Annotated in this window: 24 protein-coding genes; 14 read left to right on the top strand and 10 right to left on the bottom strand. The window is 40.5% G+C overall.

The window, feature by feature from the left end:
• The first annotated feature begins 138 nt into the window (after positions 1-138).
• Positions 139-2,583, top strand: a complete 2,445-nt coding sequence (locus QUE03_RS02955) for a zinc-dependent metalloprotease (RefSeq protein WP_286264928.1) — start codon at positions 139-141, stop codon at positions 2,581-2,583.
• A gap of 31 nt (positions 2,584-2,614) precedes the next feature.
• On the top strand, positions 2,615-3,418 hold the full coding sequence (gene speB, locus QUE03_RS02960) for an agmatinase (protein WP_286264930.1): 804 nt from the start codon (positions 2,615-2,617) through the stop codon (positions 3,416-3,418).
• 116 nt (positions 3,419-3,534) lie between these two features.
• Here speB and QUE03_RS02965 read toward each other — a convergent pair whose 3' ends face one another.
• Both QUE03_RS02965 and QUE03_RS02970 read right to left on the bottom strand, forming a co-directional pair.
• The gene (locus tag QUE03_RS02965) at positions 3,535-4,473 is read right to left on the bottom strand and encodes a DMT family transporter (protein ID WP_286264932.1); all 939 of its coding nucleotides are present in this window, start codon (positions 4,471-4,473) and stop codon (positions 3,535-3,537) included.
• Between the two features lie 13 nt (positions 4,474-4,486).
• Positions 4,487-4,666, bottom strand: a complete 180-nt coding sequence (locus tag QUE03_RS02970) for a hypothetical protein (RefSeq protein ID WP_286264934.1) — start codon at positions 4,664-4,666, stop codon at positions 4,487-4,489.
• A gap of 168 nt (positions 4,667-4,834) precedes the next feature.
• On the opposite strand from QUE03_RS02970, the gene QUE03_RS02975 reads away from it, so the two are divergent.
• Positions 4,835-6,283 (top strand): aminotransferase-like domain-containing protein, encoded by a 1,449-nt coding sequence (locus QUE03_RS02975; RefSeq protein WP_286264936.1) that lies wholly within the window; start codon positions 4,835-4,837, stop codon positions 6,281-6,283.
• A 17-nt stretch (positions 6,284-6,300) separates the two neighbouring features.
• On the top strand, positions 6,301-7,491 hold the full coding sequence (locus tag QUE03_RS02980) for a multidrug effflux MFS transporter (RefSeq protein WP_286264937.1): 1,191 nt from the start codon (positions 6,301-6,303) through the stop codon (positions 7,489-7,491).
• A 9-nt stretch (positions 7,492-7,500) separates the two neighbouring features.
• Here QUE03_RS02980 and QUE03_RS02985 read toward each other — a convergent pair whose 3' ends face one another.
• The 4 genes from QUE03_RS02985 to aroQ all read right to left on the bottom strand — a co-directional run bounded on the left by QUE03_RS02985 (position 7,501) and on the right by aroQ (position 10,090).
• Positions 7,501-7,662: an oxidoreductase-like domain-containing protein gene (locus tag QUE03_RS02985; RefSeq protein WP_286264940.1), complete on the bottom strand. Its 162-nt coding sequence runs from the start codon at positions 7,660-7,662 to the stop codon at positions 7,501-7,503.
• Positions 7,663-7,787: 125 nt separating this feature from the next.
• Positions 7,788-9,134 carry an acetyl-CoA carboxylase biotin carboxylase subunit gene (accC, locus tag QUE03_RS02990; protein ID WP_286264942.1) on the bottom strand — a complete coding sequence of 449 codons (1,347 nt, stop codon included), beginning with the start codon at positions 9,132-9,134 and terminating at the stop codon, positions 7,788-7,790.
• Positions 9,135-9,157: 23 nt separating this feature from the next.
• Positions 9,158-9,607 (bottom strand): acetyl-CoA carboxylase biotin carboxyl carrier protein, encoded by a 450-nt coding sequence (accB, locus tag QUE03_RS02995; protein ID WP_286264943.1) that lies wholly within the window; start codon positions 9,605-9,607, stop codon positions 9,158-9,160.
• A gap of 27 nt (positions 9,608-9,634) precedes the next feature.
• The gene (gene aroQ / locus QUE03_RS03000) at positions 9,635-10,090 is read right to left on the bottom strand and encodes a type II 3-dehydroquinate dehydratase (RefSeq protein WP_286264946.1); all 456 of its coding nucleotides are present in this window, start codon (positions 10,088-10,090) and stop codon (positions 9,635-9,637) included.
• A 405-nt stretch (positions 10,091-10,495) separates the two neighbouring features.
• Between aroQ and QUE03_RS03005 the strand changes: the two genes are divergently transcribed.
• From QUE03_RS03005 to ung, 4 genes are read left to right on the top strand one after another with little or no spacing between them, the layout of a single operon-like run.
• Positions 10,496-10,858, top strand: coding sequence for a type 2 periplasmic-binding domain-containing protein (locus QUE03_RS03005; RefSeq protein ID WP_286264948.1), 363 nt, complete (start codon positions 10,496-10,498; stop codon positions 10,856-10,858).
• A complete protein-coding gene (locus QUE03_RS03010; protein ID WP_286264950.1) occupies positions 10,836-12,059 on the top strand; it encodes a hypothetical protein in 1,224 nt (407 codons plus the stop codon). Before QUE03_RS03005 ends, QUE03_RS03010 begins: the two co-directional genes overlap by 23 nt.
• A 2-nt stretch (positions 12,060-12,061) precedes the next feature.
• Complete coding sequence (locus QUE03_RS03015; RefSeq protein WP_286264952.1) at positions 12,062-14,509, top strand: bifunctional diguanylate cyclase/phosphodiesterase; 2,448 nt, start codon at positions 12,062-12,064, stop codon at positions 14,507-14,509.
• 52 nt (positions 14,510-14,561) lie between these two features.
• Positions 14,562-15,221 (top strand): uracil-DNA glycosylase, encoded by a 660-nt coding sequence (ung, locus tag QUE03_RS03020; RefSeq protein WP_286264954.1) that lies wholly within the window; start codon positions 14,562-14,564, stop codon positions 15,219-15,221.
• Between the two features lie 114 nt (positions 15,222-15,335).
• Here ung and QUE03_RS03025 read toward each other — a convergent pair whose 3' ends face one another.
• Both QUE03_RS03025 and cutA read right to left on the bottom strand, forming a co-directional pair.
• On the bottom strand, positions 15,336-17,180 hold the full coding sequence (locus QUE03_RS03025) for a protein-disulfide reductase DsbD (protein WP_286264956.1): 1,845 nt from the start codon (positions 17,178-17,180) through the stop codon (positions 15,336-15,338).
• A gap of 5 nt (positions 17,181-17,185) precedes the next feature.
• Complete coding sequence (cutA, locus tag QUE03_RS03030; protein WP_286264958.1) at positions 17,186-17,581, bottom strand: divalent-cation tolerance protein CutA; 396 nt, start codon at positions 17,579-17,581, stop codon at positions 17,186-17,188.
• A gap of 58 nt (positions 17,582-17,639) precedes the next feature.
• On the opposite strand from cutA, the gene QUE03_RS03035 reads away from it, so the two are divergent.
• From QUE03_RS03035 to QUE03_RS03060, 6 genes are all read left to right on the top strand, one after another.
• Complete coding sequence (locus tag QUE03_RS03035) at positions 17,640-18,131, top strand: FxsA family protein (protein ID WP_286264959.1); 492 nt, start codon at positions 17,640-17,642, stop codon at positions 18,129-18,131.
• Between the two features lie 93 nt (positions 18,132-18,224).
• A complete protein-coding gene (locus tag QUE03_RS03040; RefSeq protein WP_286264960.1) occupies positions 18,225-18,515 on the top strand; it encodes a co-chaperone GroES in 291 nt (96 codons plus the stop codon).
• A gap of 72 nt (positions 18,516-18,587) precedes the next feature.
• The gene (groL, locus tag QUE03_RS03045) at positions 18,588-20,243 is read left to right on the top strand and encodes a chaperonin GroEL (RefSeq protein ID WP_286264962.1); all 1,656 of its coding nucleotides are present in this window, start codon (positions 18,588-18,590) and stop codon (positions 20,241-20,243) included.
• A gap of 382 nt (positions 20,244-20,625) precedes the next feature.
• On the top strand, positions 20,626-21,186 hold the full coding sequence (locus tag QUE03_RS03050) for a DUF4136 domain-containing protein (RefSeq protein WP_286264964.1): 561 nt from the start codon (positions 20,626-20,628) through the stop codon (positions 21,184-21,186).
• 89 nt (positions 21,187-21,275) lie between these two features.
• The gene (locus QUE03_RS03055; protein WP_286264966.1) at positions 21,276-21,785 is read left to right on the top strand and encodes a DUF3016 domain-containing protein; all 510 of its coding nucleotides are present in this window, start codon (positions 21,276-21,278) and stop codon (positions 21,783-21,785) included.
• A gap of 45 nt (positions 21,786-21,830) precedes the next feature.
• A complete protein-coding gene (locus tag QUE03_RS03060; protein WP_286264968.1) occupies positions 21,831-22,313 on the top strand; it encodes a DUF3016 domain-containing protein in 483 nt (160 codons plus the stop codon).
• A 97-nt stretch (positions 22,314-22,410) separates the two neighbouring features.
• On the opposite strand, the gene QUE03_RS03065 is transcribed toward QUE03_RS03060, so the two are convergent.
• The gene (locus QUE03_RS03065) at positions 22,411-22,719 is read right to left on the bottom strand and encodes a hypothetical protein (RefSeq protein WP_286264970.1); all 309 of its coding nucleotides are present in this window, start codon (positions 22,717-22,719) and stop codon (positions 22,411-22,413) included.
• Positions 22,720-22,751: 32 nt separating this feature from the next.
• The gene (epmB, locus tag QUE03_RS03070; protein WP_286264973.1) at positions 22,752-23,768 is read right to left on the bottom strand and encodes an EF-P beta-lysylation protein EpmB; all 1,017 of its coding nucleotides are present in this window, start codon (positions 23,766-23,768) and stop codon (positions 22,752-22,754) included.
• Between the last annotated feature and the right edge of the window lie 26 nt (positions 23,769-23,794).

The raw sequence follows: 23,794 nt of genomic DNA on the forward strand, positions 1-23,794 counted from the left end.
TTGCATTTATCGTGATTTTTATCGAACACTTGGCTTGAGCAGTAAAATGATCAAACGCGAAGAAAGTTTTCACGGCAACTTCCGGCGAATTATACATGAATTCGCCAGCATTTTTACCAAAAATAATAAGGAATATGGATGAAACTTTTTCGCCAATTATTCGTGTTACTGACATTGGTCGGATTCACGTTACCTAGCATGGCTGATATGGCAAGCTTTGAAAAAGGCAAAAGCCACCATCAAGGCTTTTTTTCTTTTTATCAAGACGACAAAACGGGTAAGGTGTATTTATCAGTTGATAAATTTGACCAGCCGTTTTTATTTCAAAGCAGCATGCCTCATGGTATTGGCTCAAATGATATAGGGTTAGATCGTGGGCAATTAGGCGATACACGCTTAGTACAGTTTGAGCGAGTTGGCGATAAAGTGTTTCTTCGCCAGCTAAATACCTACTATCGTGCCAACAGTGACAACGTGCTTGAACGCCAAGCTATTGATGAAGCGTTTGCCAGTTCTATTATTTGGGGTTTCAAAGTCACTGAAACTAGCGATAAAGGCGCTGCAATTGTTGATTACACACCATTCTTATTGTCTGATATTCACGGCGTAAGTGAGCGTCTTAAAAAGAGCAAGCAAGGCAATTTTAAAATAGACGCATCACGCAGCGGGCTTTATAGCAAACGCACGAAAGCGTTTCCTAAAAACACCGAGTTTGAAGCAACCATTACTTTTAAAGGCTCAGGAGCAGGGACTTATTTAAAATCAGTCACACCGGACAACAGTGCGGTTACAGTGAATTTTCATCACTCGTTAGTTGAGCTTCCTGATGATAACTATCAAACTCGAGTATTCCACCCTTACAGCGGCTACTGGGCTATCAGCCATGCCGATTATGCCACGGCAATTGACGAACCATTAATTCAACGCGTCATTCCACGTCACCGTTTATCAAAGAAAAATCCTAACGCTGATGTTAGTGAAGCGGTTGAACCGATTGTTTATTATTTAGATGCTGGTGTGCCAGAGCCAGTAAAATCTGCGTTACTTGATGGTGCACGCTGGTGGGATCAAGCGTTTGAAGCTATTGGCTACAAAAAAGCGTTTCAAGTGAAAATGTTACCAAGCGACGCCGACCCGATGGATGTTCGTTATAACGTTATTCAGTGGGTACATCGTGCGACTCGAGGTTGGTCGTACGGTGCCTCGGTTATTGACCCTCGTACAGGCGAGATCATCAAAGGTCACGTCACCTTAGGTTCATTGCGTGTGCGCCAAGATTACCTGATTGCACTGGGATTAACCTCGCCATTTAAAGCGGCAACAGCTGATACGTCGCCAATGAAAGAAATGGCCCTTGCCCGTATTCGTCAACTTTCGGCTCATGAAGTGGGTCATACATTAGGGATAGCGCATAACTTTTCTGCCAGTGTTAATAACCGCGCATCAGTGATGGACTACCCGCATCCATTAGTGAAAATTACCAAAGGAAAAATCGATTTATCTCAGGCTTATGATACCGATATTGGTGATTGGGATAAGTTCGTTGTCGCATATGGCTACAGCGACTTAGCTCAAAAAGAGGAAAGTGAAGTACTTGCAGACTTAATTGCCAAGGCACAAGCTCAAGGCTTGCAATACATGTCAGATCCTGATGCACGTCCAAAATCAGGTGGTCACGCAACCGGACACCTTTGGGATAATGGCGAAAGTGCAGCAGATGAATTAGAGCGTGTGATGAAGGTGCGCGAATTGGCACTAAAACAATTTGGCCTTAATTCTATCGCCACAGGCACCCCTCTTTCTGAAATTGAACAGACCTTAGTGCCGATCTACAATTTTCATCGCTTTCAAGTGGAAGCCGCGGCCAAATTGATTGCTGGAGTTGAATATAGCTATGAAGTTAAAGGTGACAGTAAAGCAAATGAAAAGGCTAAAGGGGTAAGAGCGGTTGCTGGCAAATCGCAGAAAAAAGCGCTCAAAGCGTTACTTAATACCCTAGATGCCAAAACGTTAACTCTTGATGAAGAGTTGATCGCTTTAATTCCACCTAAAGCATACGGTTACTCAAGAAACCGCGAAAGTTTTAAAGGTCACACGGGCATTACTTTTGACCCTATTTCGGCGGCAGAGGCATCGGCAAAACATACCTTATCATTACTGTTAAACGCGCAGCGATTAGCACGATTGCAGCAGCAATCTAATGTTTTAGGTAAAGATCATAAAGGTATTCCTTCAGTTGCAGAACTGTTCGAAGAAGTATTGGATCAAACAATTAAACAAACCGATAGTAAAGGCTTGTCGTTACTGGTTCAACAACGTATTAATCAACAAGTCGTTGAGCACTTACTTACACTGTGGCATAAGAAACAACTAGTCACAGAAGTAAGATCAGAAGTGTATGTTGCCCTTGTGGAACTTAGCTCGTGGCTTAATGAAAAAGCGACCAGCCGTAAGTTTAAACAGCAAAAAGCGCAATATATGTTGCTTTCTCAGCAAATTGATTACAGCTTAGCTCAAGGTAAATTGGCTGCGCCAGTGTCAACTATCAAACTTCCTCCGGGATCACCAATTGGTAGCGAATAACTGTTATTGCAAAACTGGATAGGGAGGGGATATGTTTAACAAGTTGTCGTTATTGAGTATCCCTTTTGACGATAATTCATCGCTTGAAAAAGGTCCCGCAAAAGCACCTGCGCTGATAAAGCAGGTGCTCGCTCAAGGCTCCTTAAATAAAGGCACTGAATTAGGCATTGAATTGGGTGATAATCCTAGGTGGTGTGATGGCGGCGAGGTGACATTTAGCTCTCTTCATCATTTCAACGATGAGATAGTGTCTGCTTGCAATGCATTGCTTGAAAATAATAGTTTAGTGCTGAGTTTAGGAGGTGATCACAGTGTTTCTTATCCGTTGATTAAGAGCTATGCGGAGCATTTTGAACCGCTGAATATTCTGCATATCGACGCTCATTCCGATCTTTATGATTCATTCAAAGGTAATCGCTTTTCAAATGCCTGTCCGTTTGCCCGAGTCATGGAAGAAGGACTAGCTAAAAGACTAGTACAAATTGGCATCCGAACACTCAATGCACATCAAGTGAGTCAAATTCATAGGTTTGGTGTCGAGTGCCATGAAATGCGTGATTGGCCATTAGATAAACCGCTATATTTCGATGGTCCGGTTTACATCTCGCTTGATGTTGACGGCATTGATCCTGCGTTTGCGCCGGGTGTTTCGCACCGCGAACCCGGAGGTTTATCTACTCGTGAAGTGATTAATCTTATTCACCGGATTGATGCGCCTGTGGTGGGCGCAGATATTGTAGAGTTTAACCCCAACAAAGATATTGATCATTTAACCAGTCAGCTTTGTGCGAAATTGGTCAAGGAGCTGGCGGGCAAGATACTGTCAGATGTCTAGGAACAGTTGAACTTACTAACTTTTAATGAATATAAAAAAGGCATGGCGGGAAGGAAGTGCCATGCCGAAAAACACCATAAATAACTTTCAGGCGTTTAAAACTGTGGTTAGCGGTACTAGGTCGCTTGTTTGACTGCTAGCTTATCAGCGTCATGTGATCGTACGGATTCAACTTTCTTTACTTTCTTTGGTTTAGCGATAATGACCAAATTGCCCGCTAATATGGTGACTAAACCAATGACGGTATAGGCATGCCATTGGAATCCTTCAAAAAAGGTAGAAAGTATGACCGCGACTCCCGGAAACAGGATGTTGGCATAAGAGGTTTTTTGCGCCCCTATTTTGTTCATTAATGATAAGTAACAACCAAATGCGATCACTGAGCCAAAAATAGACAAAAACAGTAACGATGAGATATAGGGCATGCTCATCTCGAAGGTAAATGATTTACCTTGAACTACGGCCAAAATGCTCATGAAAATTGCGCCGTATAACATGCCCCAGGTATTTGCTTGCACCACAGGAATTTGTGAGCGTTGATTTCTAATAGAAATCATATTGCCTGTTGACGCTGAAAGGGTACCTATTAAGCAAAGACCTAGCCCGTAAAGCGTGGCATCAGTAAATGATAGCTCCTCAATTTCAGGCCAGAATAAAGTCACAATACCAATAAGGCCAAGAAAAGCGCCTAGATAAACTTGTTTTGAAATTTGAGTTTTGTACCAAATTCGGGCATTAATAATGTTGAAAATCATTAAGGTTGAAAACGCGATGCAACTTAGTGCCGAGTTAATATGCTGTTGTGCTTGATACAGTAAAAAATAGTTAAAGCCAAACAGCGTTATGCCAAATGCCGCGACTTGCGCGTGTTGCTTTAAAGACATTTTCAATGGCAATTTTCTTAGACCGCAATATGCGAAAAGTACCATTGCCGCTAACGCAAAGCGATAGGTAATCGACGCCTCTGGCGCAACGTCACCTAGCTGAAAGTTGATCGCAATCCAGGTACTTCCCCAAATTAATACGGTTAACAGATACAAGACGGTATTGTTCATTCTCTGTTCCTTATTAATTCAAATCGCAGCACTTACTGCTGTGTTCGGGTGAAATGGTCGATTTAGTTTTCATCGTATTATTCAGGCGAACCACTTGATTTTCTTGTTGCACGAGTGACTTTGCTAACGACTGTTTTGATACCGCCACAATCCACTTTTTAAGTAAAGCATTAATCATCGAAATAAATAACATAACAACACTCCTTTTTCTGAATAAAGTAATCTTAAAAACGAAATCATGAATCAACGTTGTTCCATGAATAGACAGTTTAGTGATTATTTGTTTTAATAACATACACAAAAAAATAGAAATGCAACCTATACAGTTTTAATCTAAATAATCTTACATTGCGAGAAATACATGAGACTTCTGGATAAAAGTTCTTCTGATTTTTTATATCAACAAGTAGTAGAGTTTATTGATAAGCAACAAGCTCAGGGAGCCTTGCGACCAGGTGATAAATTGCCAAGCCTAAGAAAGTTGAGTCAGCAATTTGAGATCAGTGTGCCTACGGTTAAGCAGGCCTATATCGAGCTTGAAAAGCAAGGCCGTGTGTGTGCACGGCCACAGTCTGGTTATTACCTGCAGGCCCAAATGGCAAGAACCCTATTACCGCGGCCTAACAACTGGGCTGGCAGTATGCCTGTCGAAGTGTGTTGTCGAAGTTTGATTGAACAGGTCTATGAAGCGGTTCATATTCCTGACACCGTTGCCTTGGGCATTTCAAACCCAGTTAATGCGCACCCGCCAGATAAAGCGCTTGCCAGATTGATGCGCTCTGTACTGAGTAAAGTGTCAGAAAAAGCGGTGAGTTATGGACCTGTCAATGGCGATCCAAAACTGCGAATGCAGCTTGCGTTTAGATATCAAGAGCAAGGCGTTGCAATTGATCACAGTGATATTCTAATCACCAACGGCGCACAAGAAGCATTATCCATTGCACTACAATGTGTTGCCGAAAAAGGAGATGTGATTGCGGTTGAGTCGCCTTGTTATTTCGGGCTAATTGAATTGATCGAAAGTTTGGGTATGAAGGCGCTAGAGGTGTACACCTGTACAGAAGATGGTGTTTGTCTAACGGAATTGGAAAAGACAATTGATCAGTACCCCGTGAAAGCTTGTTTGTTTTCAACTGCCATCAATAACCCTCTAGGCTCTATGATGACGGATGAGCAACGTAAAGCGTTGGTGAATTTACTGGAACAACGGAACATCCCACTCATTGAAGATGATGTTTATGGCGATCTATATTTTGAAGGAAAGCGTCCTAAACCGGCACAGCTATACTCCGATAAAGGCTTAGTAATTACCTGCTCGTCATTTTCAAAAACTGCAGCGCCAGGCTATCGCATCGGCTGGCTAGTGTCGGGCAAATATGAAGAACAGGCCAAACGGATCAAAAGAGCTCAGTCTTGTTCCACTCCTATGCTCCAGCAATGGACGTTAACTGAGTACTTGTTAAGCGGTGAATACGATCGACACCTGAATGTGCTACGCAAAAAATTGATATTTAACAGCGAACGCATGCGGGCACTGATTGCAGAGCACTTTCCGAGTGAAGTGTGTATTTCTAAACCTAAAGGTGGCAGCGTGTTATGGATCCGATGTCGATCTCACGTAAATACCAGCAACTTTTTTCATGAATCGATCTCGCTCGGCGTAAGTTTCGCCCCTGGTGAAGTGTTTTCACCTTCAGGTAAGTATAAAAATTATATGCGTATTAGCTACGGTGTTCAGTGGTGTGATCGAATTGAAGATGCAATCAAATCGTTAGGAAAGTTAGTTGCTGAATACCCAGCACCAAATTAAATTTTAATCAGAGACCTATGCCACAGATTACACAAGTGCCAACATCATTAGCACTCTTATTGCCATTACTCGCCTCGATAATGGCGCTTTCGCCATTGGCGATAGATTTATATTTACCAGCGATGCCAATCATTGCACAAGAGCTTAATACCGACATGACAATGCTGCAAAATACATTGAGCATGTATTTATTTGGCTATGCGTTGGGACTCTTTTATTTTGGGCCTCAAGCAGATAAGCGTCCTAGAAGAATGCTAGTAGTACTGGGAGTTTCAGGCTTTTTGCTGGCAACGCTTATTTTGCCTTTTGTGACGAATATTGAACAGTTTCTTATGGTGCGTTTTATTCAAGCTTTTGTCAGTAGCGCTGCAACGGTGGTTGTGCCTGGCACTATTCGTGAATATTACGGTAAAAACACTGCTAAAGGGCTCTCTTATGTTTCTATGATCATGATGCTAGCTCCGATGATCGCGCCCAGTATTGGTAGTGGTTTGCTTTGGTTAGATGATTGGCAGCTCATTTTTTATGTGTTAGCGATTTATGCCAGTTTAATTTTAGCGCTTGTGATTAAATTTTTACCAAATTCAAATGTTAAAAAAGCACCTGCAAATATTAGCTTTTTGAAACGGTATAAAATTGTACTGTCTCATCAGAGTGCGCGCTTAGATATCATATCCTCAATGATGATTTCATTGGCATTTTTTGCCTATATCACGGCGATACCTTTCGTGTATTTAACGGTCTTTGAGGTCAGTGAATTTACTTTCAGTGCATTATTTGGCGCTAATGTATTAGCGCTAATGATAGCCCATTTTATTAACTCGAAATTAGTCGTGCGAAAAGGATCACGAAAAATGTTGTCCTACGGCTTGCTCGTAGCTGTATTAAGTTCAACGTTGTTGTTTATTCTTACTGTTTTGGGCATGCCGCTTCCGTATATCGTGCTAACAATAATGCCACTCATGGGCAGTATTTCGATGATTGCTGTTAATGCGGATGCGATGATTTTACAGGAGTTTGCTGAGCAATCGGGTACGGCAACGGCAGTGATTGGTGTATTACGATTTGGCATAGGTGCATTGGCAGGGCCAATACTGGCTATTTTTTTCGATGGTACTGCAACGCCGTTTGTTTTATTAATGTGGTGTTCAGTCGCGGTCGTATTGGCGTGCCAATTAAAGCAGCGAGTAAATGCTAAAGCTAATTAGTGTCTAGCCTTAAGTGTTAAGCTCTTTTTGTTCTTTTAGCTTAGCTTGCTGAATGCGCCACTTTTGTAATTCAGCGTAGTAATGGTCCCATACACAGGGATTGCAAGCGCCGCCACCACAGCAGTCGTCATCGGCTGGCGGAAATGGCTTTTCTAATACTGTTTCTGACATTTGATGCTTGTTGTAGTTTTTATATGTGCAAATTATAAATCAGGCGTATTAATAATTCATCTGTCAATTGGATAAAAGCACGTATAAAAAAAGCCCCTTTAAGGGGCTTTTTGCTTAAGTTAAAGTTACTCTTGTTCAGCAAGCTTTTTCTCAAGGTAGTGAATATTTGCACCACCGTTGACAAAGCCTTGGTCATTCAAAATATCTTCATGTAATGCGATATTTGTTTTAATACCATCGACAACAAGTTCACTCAGTGCATTTCGCATACGGGCAATAGCCACATCACGGTTGTCACCATAAGTAATTAACTTACCAATCATTGAGTCATAATGCGGTGGTACTGAATAGTCAGCATAGATGTGAGAGTCCCAACGAATGCCCATTCCCCCTGGCGGGTGGAAGCGGGTGATCTTACCCGGTGATGGAATAAACGTGCGTGGATCTTCAGCATTGATACGACATTCAATAGAGTGACCAGCAATTTTAATGTCATCTTGTGTATAAGATAACGGTTGGCCAGCAGCAACACGAAGTTGTTCCTTAATTAAGTCTACACCGGTGATCATTTCTGTCACTGGGTGTTCAACTTGAATTCGAGTATTCATTTCAATGAAGTAAAACTCACCGTTTTCATACAAAAATTCAAACGTACCTGCACCACGATAGTTAATTTCAAGACAAGCATTACAACAACGTTCGCCGATTTTAGCTCGCATTTCAGGTGTAATACCAGGAGCAGGCGCTTCTTCAACTACTTTTTGATGACGACGCTGCATTGAACAATCACGTTCGCCTAAATGAATTGCTCCACCTTGACCGTCTGCAATGACTTGAATTTCAACATGACGAGGATTTTCAAGGAATTTTTCCATGTAAACCACGTCATTGTTAAATGCTGCTTTGGCTTCGGCTTTGGTTAACTGAATTGATTCAAGTAACTCAGACTCTTGACGAACCACACGCATACCACGACCACCGCCACCACCTGATGCTTTAATGATCACTGGGTAACCAATACGCTTACCATGAGCAAGGTTTAACTCATTGTCCTCAGTTAAAGGACCATCAGAACCCGGAACACAAGGTACGCCGGCTGATTTCATTGCTTGAATTGCTGCAACTTTGTCACCCATAATACGGATGCTTTCAGCAAGTGGACCAATGAAGGTAAAACCTGACTGTTCTACTTGTTCAGCAAAATCTGCATTTTCCGCAAGAAAGCCGTAACCGGGGTGTATTGCAACAGCATTGGTAATTTCTGCTGCAGTTAAAATACTCGGAATATCTAAGTAACTTTCTGTTGCAGGTGGCTTACCGATACAAATGGTTTCGTCAGCAAGCAAAACATGCTTTAAGTTTTTATCTGCTGTTGAATGAACGGCTACGGTTTTAATACCTAGCTCTTTACATGCACGCAATATTCGCAATGCAATTTCGCCTCGATTGGCGATAACTACTTTATCTAACATGGAATTACCCTTACTTGTTGGGCTTATTCAATGATGAATAGCGGTTGATCAAATTCAATGGCGTCTTCGTTACTTGCTAAAATTTCTTTGATGACACCAGATTTGTCTGCTTCAATTTGGTTCATCATTTTCATTGCTTCTACGATACACAACGTGTCGCCAGCATTAACATGTTGTCCTACTTCAACAAATGCTGGTGAATCTGGTGAAGCCGATGAGTAGAACGTACCGACCATAGGTGAACGTACAACATGACCTGAAATAGCCGCTGGGCCAGCATCAACCGCAGGAACTGCCGCTGCAGGTGCAGCAACAGGTGCAGCGATTGGCGCAGCTTGCATTACTGGTGCACTAGCGAACACTTGGCCGCCACGGCTAATGCGTACAGATTCTTCACCTTCTGAGATTTCTAACTCATTGATCCCTGATTCTTCTACCAGCTCGATCAATTTTTTAATTTTTCTGATATCCATGTTTACACCTTTTTGTTGAGTGTGGAATTATTCTTTATGCTCAGCAAGCCATTGACTCGCTGCTCGTAATGCGTACTGATAACCTGAAATACCTAAGCCACATATAACCCCTACAGCAATATCTGATAGATAAGACTGATGTCTAAATTGTTCACGTGCATGAACATTGGATATGTGAACCTCTATAAAGGGAACGTCGATAGCCAATATTGCGTCTCGCAACGCTACACTTGTGTGCGTAAGTGCTGCAGGGTTGATAATGACAAAATCTACACTTTGGAATGCTTGATGAAGTCGATCAATAATTTCACCCTCATGGTTCGACTGAAAATGCTCAAGCATTAACCCGAATTCGCCAGCTTGTGTTTGCAAACACGCCATAACGTCAGCTAATGTTTTATCACCATAGACTTCAGGCTCACGCTTTCCTAACATGTTTAAATTAGGGCCGTTGATTACTAAAATGTTTGATTTTGTGGTCATCGTCTTCAAATGTGCTTCTAAAAGTATATTTTTTAATATACTTACATAAATGGTGCCAAAATTAAACTTTATGATGGTTAAACTGGCGTTCTTTATCAGTTAGACGATTATTATAGTGATTTCGAAGAATTTAGCAGCAAAATACTGGTCTTATCACTTTGAAAGGTAATGTACCAACAAAAAGGCTTGGTAGTCTGTCTGATAACGACTACAATTAGAGAAGAAAATTTAGCTAAAGTATTGAAAAATAGTCATTTGGTTAAATTGTTGTAAACTGCACACTAATATAGTGTTGATAGTATTATTGATAATAGGACTGTAGTACTCAAGGAACTGGATATTAAAGCTTTTATACTCTTTGTAATTTTTGTTTTTGCCTTTCCGTGCGCTGCAGATGCTGAGGAAGTGTTTGCTATAGTAAATACCTCGGTGAAAAAACAAGAGTTCACCAAATTAGAATTGAGACGTATTTTCTCAAGAAAACAACCGCTATGGCCTAATGGTCAACCTATCGTCGTATTCGTACTTCCAAGTAAGAATGAATTGCATCAGCGGTTCAGCAAAGAAGTCCTCAAAATATTTCCATATCAACTTGATCGAATCTGGAATAAATTGACTTATTCCGGTATTGGTACTGGCCCGGTTGTTGTAGATAACCCAAAGCAACTGGTTGAAGCAGTTAGCTCTACGCCTGGCGCTATTGGTTATGGAGAAGGAAGTTCCATCGCAGAAAAGGAGAATGTGCATGTTGTCAGCATTTCGAAATAATCAGTTGATGCATATGATCGTACGCAACTTTAGTGCTCTAGTTTTACTTGCAGGTCAAAGTGCATTTGCGGCGGAGTTTTTAGAACGAGACCTACAAATTCACGGTTTTATCTCTCAAGGTATTATTGAATCGAATAATAGTGATTATGTTAATGATGATAAAGACATCTCATTTGAATTAACAGAAGTTGGGGTCAATGCTTCATATAAACTGTCTCCAACTCTTAGAGTTGCAGGGCAGCTTGTTTATCTCAACGGTGGTAATCGCTACGCAGAAGGAGCAAGGTTAGATTATTTACTGTTAGACTGGTCTGCCTATCATTCAGATAATTGGCAAGCAAACTTTCTCTTTGGACGATATAAAAATTACAACTGGCTTTATTCAAGCACACGAGATGTCCCTCATACACGACCAAGCATCATTTTACCCCAATCAATATACTTCGATGGTTTTCGCGATATAGCTGTAGGTGGCGATGGCGTAGCTGCGTTACTTAAAAGGAGTGATGATACTTTTGGGGAGTTTGAATTCAACCTTAGTTTTGGCACATCTAAAATTACTGAAAAACAAACTAAAATTCTTCTCAGTGAGTTTGCCACAGGAAATATGACGCATGATTATGATGTACAGGGCAGCATATTTTGGACACCAATAGAGTCGCAGTGGCGAGTTGGGGTGTCGGTCGTTGATGCAGATTTTAGTTATAGTAAAGGACAGCAGGATCTTTTTGAAGATAATGAAATCATCTTGCAGCGTTATATGATTAATGCACTTTATGAGGCTGAGGACTGGGAATTTAGTGCAGAATTTATACAAGAACGATTTGTGCTGGACGGCTTTTATTTTGATGAATTCCATCAAGATAATATGGGGCAAGGCCTTTTTGTTCAAACACGATATCAATGGCAAGAACGTATCAAGTTACTCGCGCGGATAGAGCGCTTCTACGCCAATAAAGATGACAAAAATGGTAGTGAATTAGAGAAAAATTCAGGGGGGCTTATCCGTGATTACTTTGGATATCAACACGATGTTGTTGTTGGTTTGACTTATGATCTGACAGACAACATGCAAGCCCAATTCGAGCACCATTGGTTTGAAGGTACCGCCCGATTGACACCAGTGGTAGCACCTAACTCTGTTGTTAATGACAGTAAGCACTGGAGAACTTGGGCAATACAATTTATGTACTGGTTCTGATCATGAGAAAGAAATTTGTTAGCGTCCCTGTTAAGCTTTTGTGCTTAATTGTAGGCTCTTTGCTGCTGCTAAGTGCAGGCTTTACATCGCTATCAATTTGGCGTCTACAAGATGAGTTTGTCCAACATCAACAAGACAAACTATCGTTAGGAAAAGCGCAATTTGCCATTGAACAAGAAGCATTAAATAGCCAACTGCGTATTTGGGTTGAATCATTTTCAGACATTGTTGGTATTGCTGAACACGATGATTTTAGTGTGTTATCTGAAGCAATGAAGCAGCAGTTTTATGCGCTTCAGCTTCATTTAAATGTAGAAAATTTTTGGTTAGTCGATGAAAATTTTCAAACACTAGCTTCTACAGAGCACAGCACTCCGGCTCTAGTGAGGGATAATGTGGCCCAGGTGTTCACACGACAAGAACCACTCGGTTTTGTTTCCTGTGATAATAACCAAAGAGAATGTTTGCAAATTATTAGTGTCCCTATTTTAAATAAAAATGGTCAGGTAGCTGTTATCAGCATGTCTGCAACATTAGTTGAAGTACTCTTTACCCTAAACCAAACATTAAATAGTGAAGTCGCTGTTGTAAAGTTTCCATTAAAAACGTCTTTAGGGCTACAAGAGGCTGAAATTATTTCAGCGTCGAATAAACAGCTAACTGAGCAAATTTTTAAAGATTTTCAAGAGAGTCTTTATACTGAGAAATTGGGGCGTGAAGGGGTTGAGCTTGAAGGAAAAGACAACCATTACCTCATTAACTTTATTCCACTATCTAATACTGAACAAAGTTTGCATTATTTGCTTTTGATTGATGATGTTATTGATTTTAAAGAAAAAAACATAAAATACCGTAATTATTTCCTCGTTACTGAATCAGTAATATTCCTCGTCTTGGCCATGTTTGTGTTCTTTATCACAGGACCATTTACGAAACGGTTGTTGAACTTAGCTAATGCTTTGCCGTTATTGGCACGGAAAGAGTTTAATAAATTTAGAGCAATTGATTTGCAACGCAAAGGCTTTTTCAGAGATGAGTTGGATGTTTTGACCAAGTCAGCTCAAGAACTAAGCTTTGAACTTGAACAGTTGAATATTGAGGTTGAACAAAAAACCAAAGAGCTTGAAAACATCGCAATGTATGACATCTTAACGGGATTACCAAACCGTAATATGCTCAACCATCAATTGCGAAAGTCGCTCGCTAATATGCCGAGAACAGGACAAGGCATTGCCATATTGTTTCTAGATTTAGACGATTTCAAAAAAGTGAATGACAGTCATGGTCATGCGCAAGGAGATAAGCTGCTCGAGGAAGCCGCTCGTCGCATAAGAACCAGTATCAGTAAAGTTGATTTAGTGTGTCGATTTGGCGGTGATGAATTTGTCATCATACTAAATCAAGTGCCCAATGTAGATGAAGTCGTTTTAGTGGCAGAAGATGTATTGCAGCGCTTCAAAACACCGATTAAAGTCGGCTCAGGCATCTTCTATGTGTCTACTAGTGTTGGTATTGTTTATACAGACGATCCATTATCTCGCGTTGATGATTTGATCAGCTTTGCTGATATTGCCATGTATGAAGCTAAAAATCGTGGCGGTTCACAATACTATATTTATCATACAGACATGTATTTACGTGTTGCCCAACGTGTTGCTTTGGAAAGTGAAGTGAGACAAGCGCTACTTAAAAGGCAGTTTAGCTTAAGCTTACAACCACAGTTAGAGGCTAAAACGAAACGACTGTGTGGTTTCGAAGCGTTATTACGTTGGGAGCATCCTGAACGTGGAATGGTACCTCCAGATGACTTTATTCCAATATTGGAAAACTCAGAATACATGATCGAGCTTGGTTATTGGGTCATACGTCGGTGTTTTGAAATTGTCACGGAATTAAAATCACACTTTACCGAAGAAGTTCGTATTGCAATTAATTTATCAGCGGCTCAGTTTTTAGATCCTGATTTACCTGATTACTTGTCGCAAATGATGGATCGATTTTCATTGCCTGCTCGTTATTTTGAACTTGAATTAACTGAGCAGACGTTGGTGTCAGATATTGATACGGTTATTTCTGTTATGCGACGACTAAAGCTTATGGGCTTTAGCTTTGCCATCGATGATTTTGGTACAGGGTACTCTTCACTAGCGTACTTGAAGAAAATGCCTGTTGATGTAATTAAAATCGATAAGAGCTTTATTTTCGGTATGTTGGAGAATCATTCTGATTATCAAATTATTATGTCCACAATCGCGATGGTTAAAAATCTCGGTTTACAAGTTACCGCTGAAGGGGTTGAGTCTAGTGCGCAGCTACGAAGCCTGACCGAAAACGACTGTGACGTTATTCAAGGGTATTATTTCTCCAAACCTATTCCGGATAAAGAGATTAGTAAATTTATTGAAGAGCAATTGGTGGATGGTTACTGGAAAACCCAGGTTAATAAATAACTGTGTAGCTGCCTTCGACCTGAAAATTAATTAAAATTGGCTTAAATTGCGCATGAATAATTGGTCCTCATTACTTAAGCAAGAAAAACTCCAGCCGTACTTTTTGCAGACGATAGAACACATAGAGCGTCGCAGAGCACAGGGAATTACGGTATTCCCACCTCAAGCTGAAGTTTTTTCTGCCTTCGATACTCCTGCTTTTGACGATATAAAAGTGGTTATCTTAGGGCAAGATCCTTATCACGGTGAAGGACAAGCTCATGGTTTGTCTTTCTCAGTAAAACCGGGCGTTAAAGTCCCTCCTTCGTTAAAGAATATTTATAAAGAACTGGCCAACGATGTCAGTGATTTTGAAATACCTGAGCATGGTTTATTACAAGCTTGGGCTGACCAAGGAGTGATGTTGTTAAATACTGTGTTAACGGTGGAAGAAGGACAAGCTCATTCTCATAAGCACCTCGGCTGGGAACAATTTACCGATCATGTCATTGCTTCGATTAATGAACAACTGACTGGCGTTGTGTTCTTGTTGTGGGGGGCGCATGCTCAAAAGAAAGGGAAAGCTATTAATACCAAAATACATCATGTGCTTCTCGCCCCTCACCCATCACCTCTTTCTGCTCATAGAGGCTTTTTTGGCTGTCAGCATTTTTCTAAAACAAATAAGTTGCTAATTTCACTGGGAAAATCGCCGATTGATTGGCAAGTCTAAGGGTTAGAGTAGATACAATACTATTAAGTATAGGGTGTCGTACAAGCAAGAATATGACAAGTTAGTTCATACTCTTGCTTAGTTTCTATGGAACAGTTAAGTGTTATTCGGTGATTAGTTTAGAGTACTGTTTACATGAGCGGCAAATTCACTTGCTTCCATAAAACCGGTAACTCGTTGCTGGCTTAACTCTTCACCTTTAGCATCAAAAAATAGTATTGAAGGCAACCCAAAGACATCAAAGTGTTCCATTAACTCGATACTAGAATCTGCTCCGGTCTCCGTTAAGTCAATTTGTACTAATAACGTATTGCTCAGAGCTTGTTGTACCTCAGGCTTAGGAAAAGTATATTCTTCAAATTCTTTACAAGCGATACACCAGTCAGCATACAGATCAACCATTACAGATTGTCCTTCACTGTTAGCTTTAGCAATAATGGCATTTAATTCTGCTAAATCTTTAACAAAGACAAATGACTTACCTTCTGTCTGTACTGTTGTGTTGGCGACAGAAGGCGTGACAAACAATTGATACATAGTGTTGGCACCAATAAAGAAAGCAAAGAAAATAACCAATGAACGTGCACCATACCAAAAATTCTTTTCACTGTTAGCATTTGCTACATAAAAGTATGTTGCAGACGCCATGATCAATAATGCCCACAATGCTGTGGCAGCTTGTGCGGGAATAAAACGCTCAACAAGGAATATAGGAACAGCAAGTAATAATAAGCCAAAGACATTCTTAATAATGTTCATCCAGTTGCCTGCTTTAGGAAGGATTTTTCCGCCAGAGCTACCTAAAACTAAAAGAGGTAATCCCATGCCTAAACTCAAGGCGTATAGTGCAGATGCGCCCAAGACGATATCGCCAGTTTGAGAGATATAAATTAAAGCGCCGGTAAGTGGAGCGGTTGTACAAGGTGAGGCAACAAGACCTGAAATTGCACCCATCGACAGGACACCTGTATAAGAGCCACCTTCTTGCTTATTACTGATGTTATTTAACTTGTTTTGCCAGCTTGATGGTAATGCTAAATTAAACAAGCCGAACATTGAGAGCGCCAAAAATATAAACAACACACTTAACGCTATTAATACAACAGGGTGTTGGAACATCGCTTGAAATTGGGCACCCGCCAATGCGACCACAATACCTAGTAGCGTGTAGGTCACCGCCATACCTTGTACATAGAAAAACGATAAACTAAAAGCTTTCTTGGTGGATAAATTATCACCTTGACCCACAATAATACCCGTTAGAATAGGGTACATTGGAAATACACATGGCGTGAATGACAACAATAAACCACCGGTAAAAAATGCCAATAGTGTAAGTAGTAAACTGTCACTTTTGAGCATGTCTACTAGCTCAAATTGTTCACTTGTTTGTTTTTGTGTCGGCTTTGTTGATGGTGCAGGTATTGTGCTTACACCACCTTGGCCATTAATCGCAGATAACACCAATGCACTATCAGTAGCATTCTCATCAGCTGCAACGGCATCAATGTCGATTGTTTTATTGGTCGGTGGGTAGCAAAGGCCTTTTTCCGCACAGCCTTGAAAGCGCACCGTGATAGACGCATCTTTGTCTGCATTCAATATTTCAATGGCAAAAGCGAGCTTTCCTTGAAATATTTTTTGGACACCAAAAAACTCATCTTCGTGATCAATGCCTTCTGGTAATTGAACCGGCTTGATCGTCGCGTTTTTAGCGGTGAATTTAAATTGATGACGGTATAAGTAGTAACCTTCATGAATGTTAAACGTGATATCCACAGAGCGTTTGCGTTGATAAAAGTCAAAGACAAATGCTTCATCCACTTTTAAAAATTCATCATCATTGCTAAACAATGAGCTCGATGAAGTGTCAAATATCGAATTTTGAGCGTAGGCTGTCGAGGGATTAACTGAAATAAATGTTAACAATAAAAACAGGAGTGAAAATGCTTGTTTCATGAATATTACTTTAGTGACTCTGTAATCCAGTTTAAATACGCGTTGTCACCTTGCTGGATGTTCAAGGAAACAATTTCAGGAACGTCATAGGGATGTATGTTGTTAATCAAGGCCGCTAGTCTATCAAACTGATTTTGCGTTGTTTTGATCAAGAGCATAACTTCTGTGTCCGTTTCTATCTTTTCTTGCCAACTGTAAACCGAAGTTATACCGGGCATTATGTTCACACAAGCGGCAAGCTTTTCCCTAACTAACTGTGTTGCTATCGCTTGAGCTACATTGTTATCAGGGCAATTACAAAGCACAACTTGGTACATAAAATGGTCATAGGGTCGATTGAAGATCAATATCACCATTTTTACCATTTTACACCAGCAAATACTATGAGTAGTCTGCTGCATGGTTGAAATTGACCTGATTAACACCATATTAGTTTCAAGTAATTTTTAAGGAATGCTGATGTTTCGAATTTTATTTCTTGTTTTTATCATTGTCCCAATCATTGAAATAGCCGTTTTAATGCAAGTTGGTGAACTTATTGGCGGCTGGCCAACAGTTGGTGTTGTGATCTTAACGGCATGGTTAGGTGCTGTGTTTGTGCGTCAACAGGGCATTGCTACCGTACAAAATTTACAAACTAAAATGGCGCAAGGCCAAGCACCTTCCGAGGAAATTGTTGCCGGACTTTTGCTATTAGTTGCGGGCGTATTTCTTGTCACGCCAGGTTTTGTCACTGATGCCTTTGGTCTCTCGCTTTTAATTCCGCAAGTACGCAAAGGGTTAGTAAAAGGTGTGCAGCGCCATATCGTGACCAGTGCAACATCAGGTGCAAATTTTAGTGCTCATCAACACTCAAGCTTCGAGCAACAAAACCCATTTGAAGCGCACAATACACCTAAAGCAGAACATCAAGGTAAAACCATTGATGGTGAATTCGAACGTAAAGAGTAAAAAAATCGATTAAAGGGCTTGTTTTGAAAAAATCAGTCCTTATCTATTCTTCAACGAAATAACTTTAACTTTAGTTCTCAGGAGAGAAAATCAATGAGCATTCGTCCATTACACGATCGCGTAATTATCAAGCGTAAAGAAGTAGAATCAAAATCTGCTGGCGGTATCGTTTTAACGGGTAGCGCAGCTGAGAAGTCAACTCGCGGTGAAGTTGTTGCTGTAGGCAATGGCCGTATTTTAGAAAACGGTGAAGTTCGCGCGTTAGACGTAAAAGTAGGCGACCAAGTGATCTTCAATGAAGGTTACGGCGTTAAAACTGAAAAAATTGACGGTGATGAAGTACTAATTTTGTCTGAAGCAGACATTTTAGCAATCGTAGAATAACCCAAAGTTAGCATATTGCCTGAGATGATGAAGTTATCGGGTGAGTGAAACAAATTATAGGAATTTAAGAAAATGGCGGCAAAAGACGTATTATTTGGAAATGACGCACGTGCGAAAATGCTTAACGGTGTTAACGTATTAGCTGATGCAGTTAAAGTAACTTTAGGCCCTAAAGGCCGTAACGTTGTATTAGATAAGTCATTCGGTGGCCCGACAATTACTAAAGACGGCGTTAGTGTAGCTAAAGAAATCGAATTAGAAGATAAGTTCGAGAACATGGGTGCGCAAATGGTGAAAGAAGTTGCTTCTAAAGCCAATGACGAAGCGGGTGACGGTACAACAACTGCAACCGTTTTAGCGCAAGCTATCGTGAATGAAGGTTTAAAATCTATCGCTGCGGGCATGAACCCAATGGATCTTAAACGTGGTATCGACAAAGCTGTAGTTGCAGCAGTGGAATCATTGAAAGGCGCTTCACAAGAGTGCGCTGACAACAAAGCGATTGAGCAAGTAGGTACTATCTCAGCTAACTCTGACGAAACCGTTGGTCAAATCATCGCAACAGCGATGGACAAAGTGGGCACTGAAGGTGTTATTACTGTTGAAGAAGGTCAAGCCCTTACCGATGAGCTAGACGTTGTTGAAGGTATGCAGTTTGACCGTGGCTACTTATCACCTTACTTCATTAACAACCAAGAAAGCGGTGCTGTTGAATTAGAAAACCCATTCATCCTATTAGTTGATAAAAAAGTATCGAACATTCGTGAACTACTCACTACGCTTGAAGGTGTAGCTAAAGCAGGTAAGCCATTATTAATTATTGCTGAAGATGTTGAAGGCGAAGCACTTGCAACATTAGTTGTAAACAACATGCGTGGCATCGTTAAAGTTGCAGCTGTTAAAGCACCTGGTTTTGGTGACCGTCGTAAAGCAATGTTACAAGACATTGCAACATTAACTGCTGGTACGGTTATTTCTGAAGAAATCGGCATGGAGCTTGAAAAAGCGACATTAGAAGATTTAGGTCAAGCGAAACGCGTTGTTATTTCTAAAGACAACACAACGATTATTGACGGTATTGGTGAAGAAGCAGACATTCAAGCGCGTGTTTCACAAATTCGTGGCCAAATTGAAGATTCATCTTCAGATTACGACAAAGAAAAACTTCAAGAACGCTTAGCTAAATTAGCGGGCGGTGTTGCAGTAATTAAAATTGGCGCAGCTACTGAAGTTGAAATGAAAGAGAAGAAAGCCCGTGTTGAAGATGCATTGCATGCAACTCGTGCAGCTGTTGAGGAAGGTGTTGTTGCTGGTGGTGGTGTTGCATTAGTTCGCGCAGCAGACGCTATTAAAGATCTTGAAGGCGCTAACGAAGACCAAACACACGGTGTAAACGTTGCTATTCGTGCAATGGAAGCTCCTCTTCGCCAAATCGTAGCTAACTGTGGTGACGAAGCTTCAGTAGTATTGAACGAAGTGCGTAACGGTGAAGGTAACTTTGGTTATAACGCTGGTAACTCAACGTACGGCGACATGTTAGCCATGGGGATCTTAGATCCAACTAAAGTTACTCGCTCTGCATTACAATTTGCTGCATCAGTAGCAGGTTTAATGTTAACGACCGAAGCAATGATTACCGACGCACCAGTTAAAGATGCTGGTGGCGCTCCAGCAATGCCTGATATGGGCGGCATGGGCGGTATGGGCGGCATGGGCGGTATGATGTAATTTTGCTCGACTAAAACGTTGATTACTGCGTTGCTGATTCGCTCACATACAACAACACGTATGCTTCGCTTTCAGCGCCTTGTACTAAACGATTTATTCTTCGCAAAATAGCATATTGCTCTACGCGTATATTTAAAAACCTGCTTCGGCAGGTTTTTTATTGTCTGTAACAAAGTTGTTTTTTTGAAACAGGGTGTCGGTAGATTTCATTGGGTAGATTCTGCAGTAGTGCCTTTTGAGTGGTTAATCTTCAAGGTTTGTACAATTTACCAACTCGCGATTACAAATTGTTTCAACTATGTGCTGTATACTATTTGAGTAGTCAATATCATTTGATTACGTAAACGTTGAATAGTATTTACAATCATTCCGGGAATGAAAGATGAAAAAATTGATACAGTGTTTAGCTCTAATTCCATTTATTCTTATTACAGGGTGTGTACAAGTTGACTCAGCACAACATTCACGTGCATCACAACTTGCGATATCAAGTGTGAGAGATCTGCCTATAAAATACCCTAGTGGTGCCAAATTTTCGTTATCACCAAGATACAGTGAACAGTTGTCAATAACTGAAGCTCAAATGCAGCAGGCTTATGATGTCTATGCCACACAAATCATTCAATCTTTAGAGTCTAAAGGTTATCAATATACAACAGAAAGCAATCCTCATTTTTATGTTGGCTACGGCATCGCCTTGGGAAAAGATTTAAGCGATCAAGCAATTAACCAAAAGTTTGGCGTATTACCAGGATTGCCTAGTGTTGACGATTTGGAAAAGGGCAGTTTTCTTATCTATATTGAAGATAGCGCTATGGAAAAACAGGTTTGGCGCGGTGCAATTCAAGGCTTTGTTCACGAAGATTATTCAGAGCAAGAGCGAGAACAACGAGCGGCTTATATTGTGAACGCCGTGTTAAGGCAGTTTTATTTAACCAAGTAACAAGTTAATACTTTGATGTTACAAATTTGATCAAATTTTCAGCGTTAAATCCGGTCTAATAACATGATGATCAAAACGAGGAGTGAATCATGAATAAATATATAGTGATTTTTACTATCTTCATCAGTTTTCTATTTCCAAGCTTGCAAGTACAAGCCGGTACAAGTGAAGTAAACTGGGTGAATCCAGATAAGTATCGAGATATTAATTCGGGTAATGAACCGAAAACAAAATATAGAGAGCGTGTTTTTAAAGATTTTGAAAAGCATTTTGCCAAAATGGCAAGTGAATTACCTGACGGACATAAATTGGCGGTAACCGTAACTGATGTTGATTTGGCAGGAGATGTAAATGCGGGCGGTATTGATCGACTGCGTATTGTGACAGACTTATATTTTCCTCGTCTAAAATTTACGTACGAGCTATTTGATGAGAATGGCTCGAAAGTCAAGGCAGGTGGCACTAATTTAAAAGACATGAACTTTCTGATGGGATCTAATATGCGTTACCGCAATAAATCATTGGGTTATGAAAAACGTATGCTAGATAGGTGGTTTAATAACACCTTTGAAAATGTCGTAGTGAAAGTAAATAGTTAATACAACATTGAATTTTAGAGTTGTAGTGTTGAAACTGGAGTAAAAATGAAAAAATTCACGAATTTATTTTATATTGTTGTATTGGCGTTAGTATCCAATTCAGCATTAGCCGCATCAACTAACGTTTCGTGGGAAAATGTTGATGATTACCGCGATGTGAGATCGGCAAATGGCTCGAACAAAAAATTTAAAGCACATGTATTTAAAGAGTTAGAGCAACACATAACAGAATTGGCCAGTGACTTACCTGAGTCATACTCACTGGAAGTCAAAGTCACTAATGTTGATTTAGCGGGCAATGTACAATTTATTAACACGCAGCAAATACGTGTCATTAAAGAGATTTTTATTCCTCGTGTTTCGTTGTCGTACATATTAACTGACGGTAACGGTAAATCGCTTCAAGCAGATACTGTAGAAATCAAAGACATGACATTCATGGATAACCTACGTACCACAGCCAATAGGGATTCATTTGCCTATGAGAAGAATATGCTAACCAGCTGGTTTAAAGCGACCTTCTCTTAATTCTTGCGGTATTTTATCGTTAAAAAAAGCGGTTAGCACATCAGTGCTAGCCGCTTTTTCTATGTTATGTATTAAGCAATTTCGTTGTGACGGCAAGTTAGCTGTCTAGGTAGCTTTGTTCAAAATTCGATAACACGTTAAAAAGTTGTTCAATTTTTTTAACCATCTTTATCAAGACTTCTTGGCTTTTTTGCTCTTGCCAAATGAGTAAGTCATCTGCAACTTCTTGTACATAAGGCTGAAAATTATTCGCAGTGCATTTAAAACCAGCATCTTTGCCAAATATGGCGGTAAATCCTGCTTTCTTGTGTTCACGTAAGTCGGCTAGTGTCGCATCTGCGGTGAGCGACTTTTTAAGGATGATTGAAATATTGTCAATCAGTTGTTGATTTATAGCGTCAGACATTATCAAACTAGTTCAAAATTAAGGTGTCGCTATTATGCCAAATTTATCGGTGTTTTGTTAGGCTCACCGGCAATCTCTCTGACTAATTTTGGTACTAAGTAGCCTGGCAATACGGCAGACACTTCTTTTAACAATGCTTGCGCTTGTGCTTCTTCAAGATCGAAATGAGCTGCGCCTTGCACCTTATCTAAAAGATGAAGGTAGTAAGGCATAATGCCATGATCGAAAACGGTTTCATTTAGCTTAACCAAGCTTTCAACGTCATTATTGACCCCATTGAGTAATACGCTTTGGTTAAACAATGGGATCCGTGCTTGTCTAAGGGGCTCTAGTGCCGTTGATAGGGCGTCGTCAACTTCGTTGGCGTGATTGATGTGTAATACCATAGTCGGTTTTAATCTTGTGCTTGAAAGCATGGAAACCAATTGAGTTGTAATACGACGCGGAATAACAACAGGTAAGCGCGAATGAATACGTAATCGCTTAACATGTGGAATGTGTTCAATTTGCCCAATAAGCCAGTGCAAATGATCGTCACTGGCCATTAAAGGGTCGCCACCACTAAATATCACTTCATTAATTTCAGGGTGAACTTGAATGTAATCTAATGCCTGTTGCCAGCGCTTTTTATTAGGGCTGTTGTCGGCGTAAGGAAAATGTCGGCGAAAGCAATAGCGACAATTAACAGCGCAGCCGGCTTTAACGATCATCAGTACTCTATGACGGTATTTGTGTAATAAACCTTCTGCAACGGTGTCGTGTTCGACAAGAGGATCGGAAAAGTAACCTGTGACCTCAGTGAATTCATCACTCAGTGGCATTACCTGCTTTAGCAGTGGATCATTAATGTTGCCTTTTTCCATGCGCTCAATAAAAGGGCGTGGCACGCGCACGGGGAATAATTTGCGTGCATTAAAGTGGTGTTGATATTGCTTAACATCTAAATTGAGCAGTGTTAAGAGTGTTTTAGGATCTGTGATAACGTTTGCTAATTCTTTTTGCCAAGAAGTGTGCAATTCATTGTCGATTTGAGTTATTATTTGCGGCATTTCTAATTCAAGTCTTTGCGAAAATA

This window comes from Thalassotalea atypica, assembly GCF_030295975.1.
Lineage (GTDB): Bacteria > Pseudomonadota > Gammaproteobacteria > Enterobacterales > Alteromonadaceae > Thalassotalea_F > Thalassotalea_F atypica.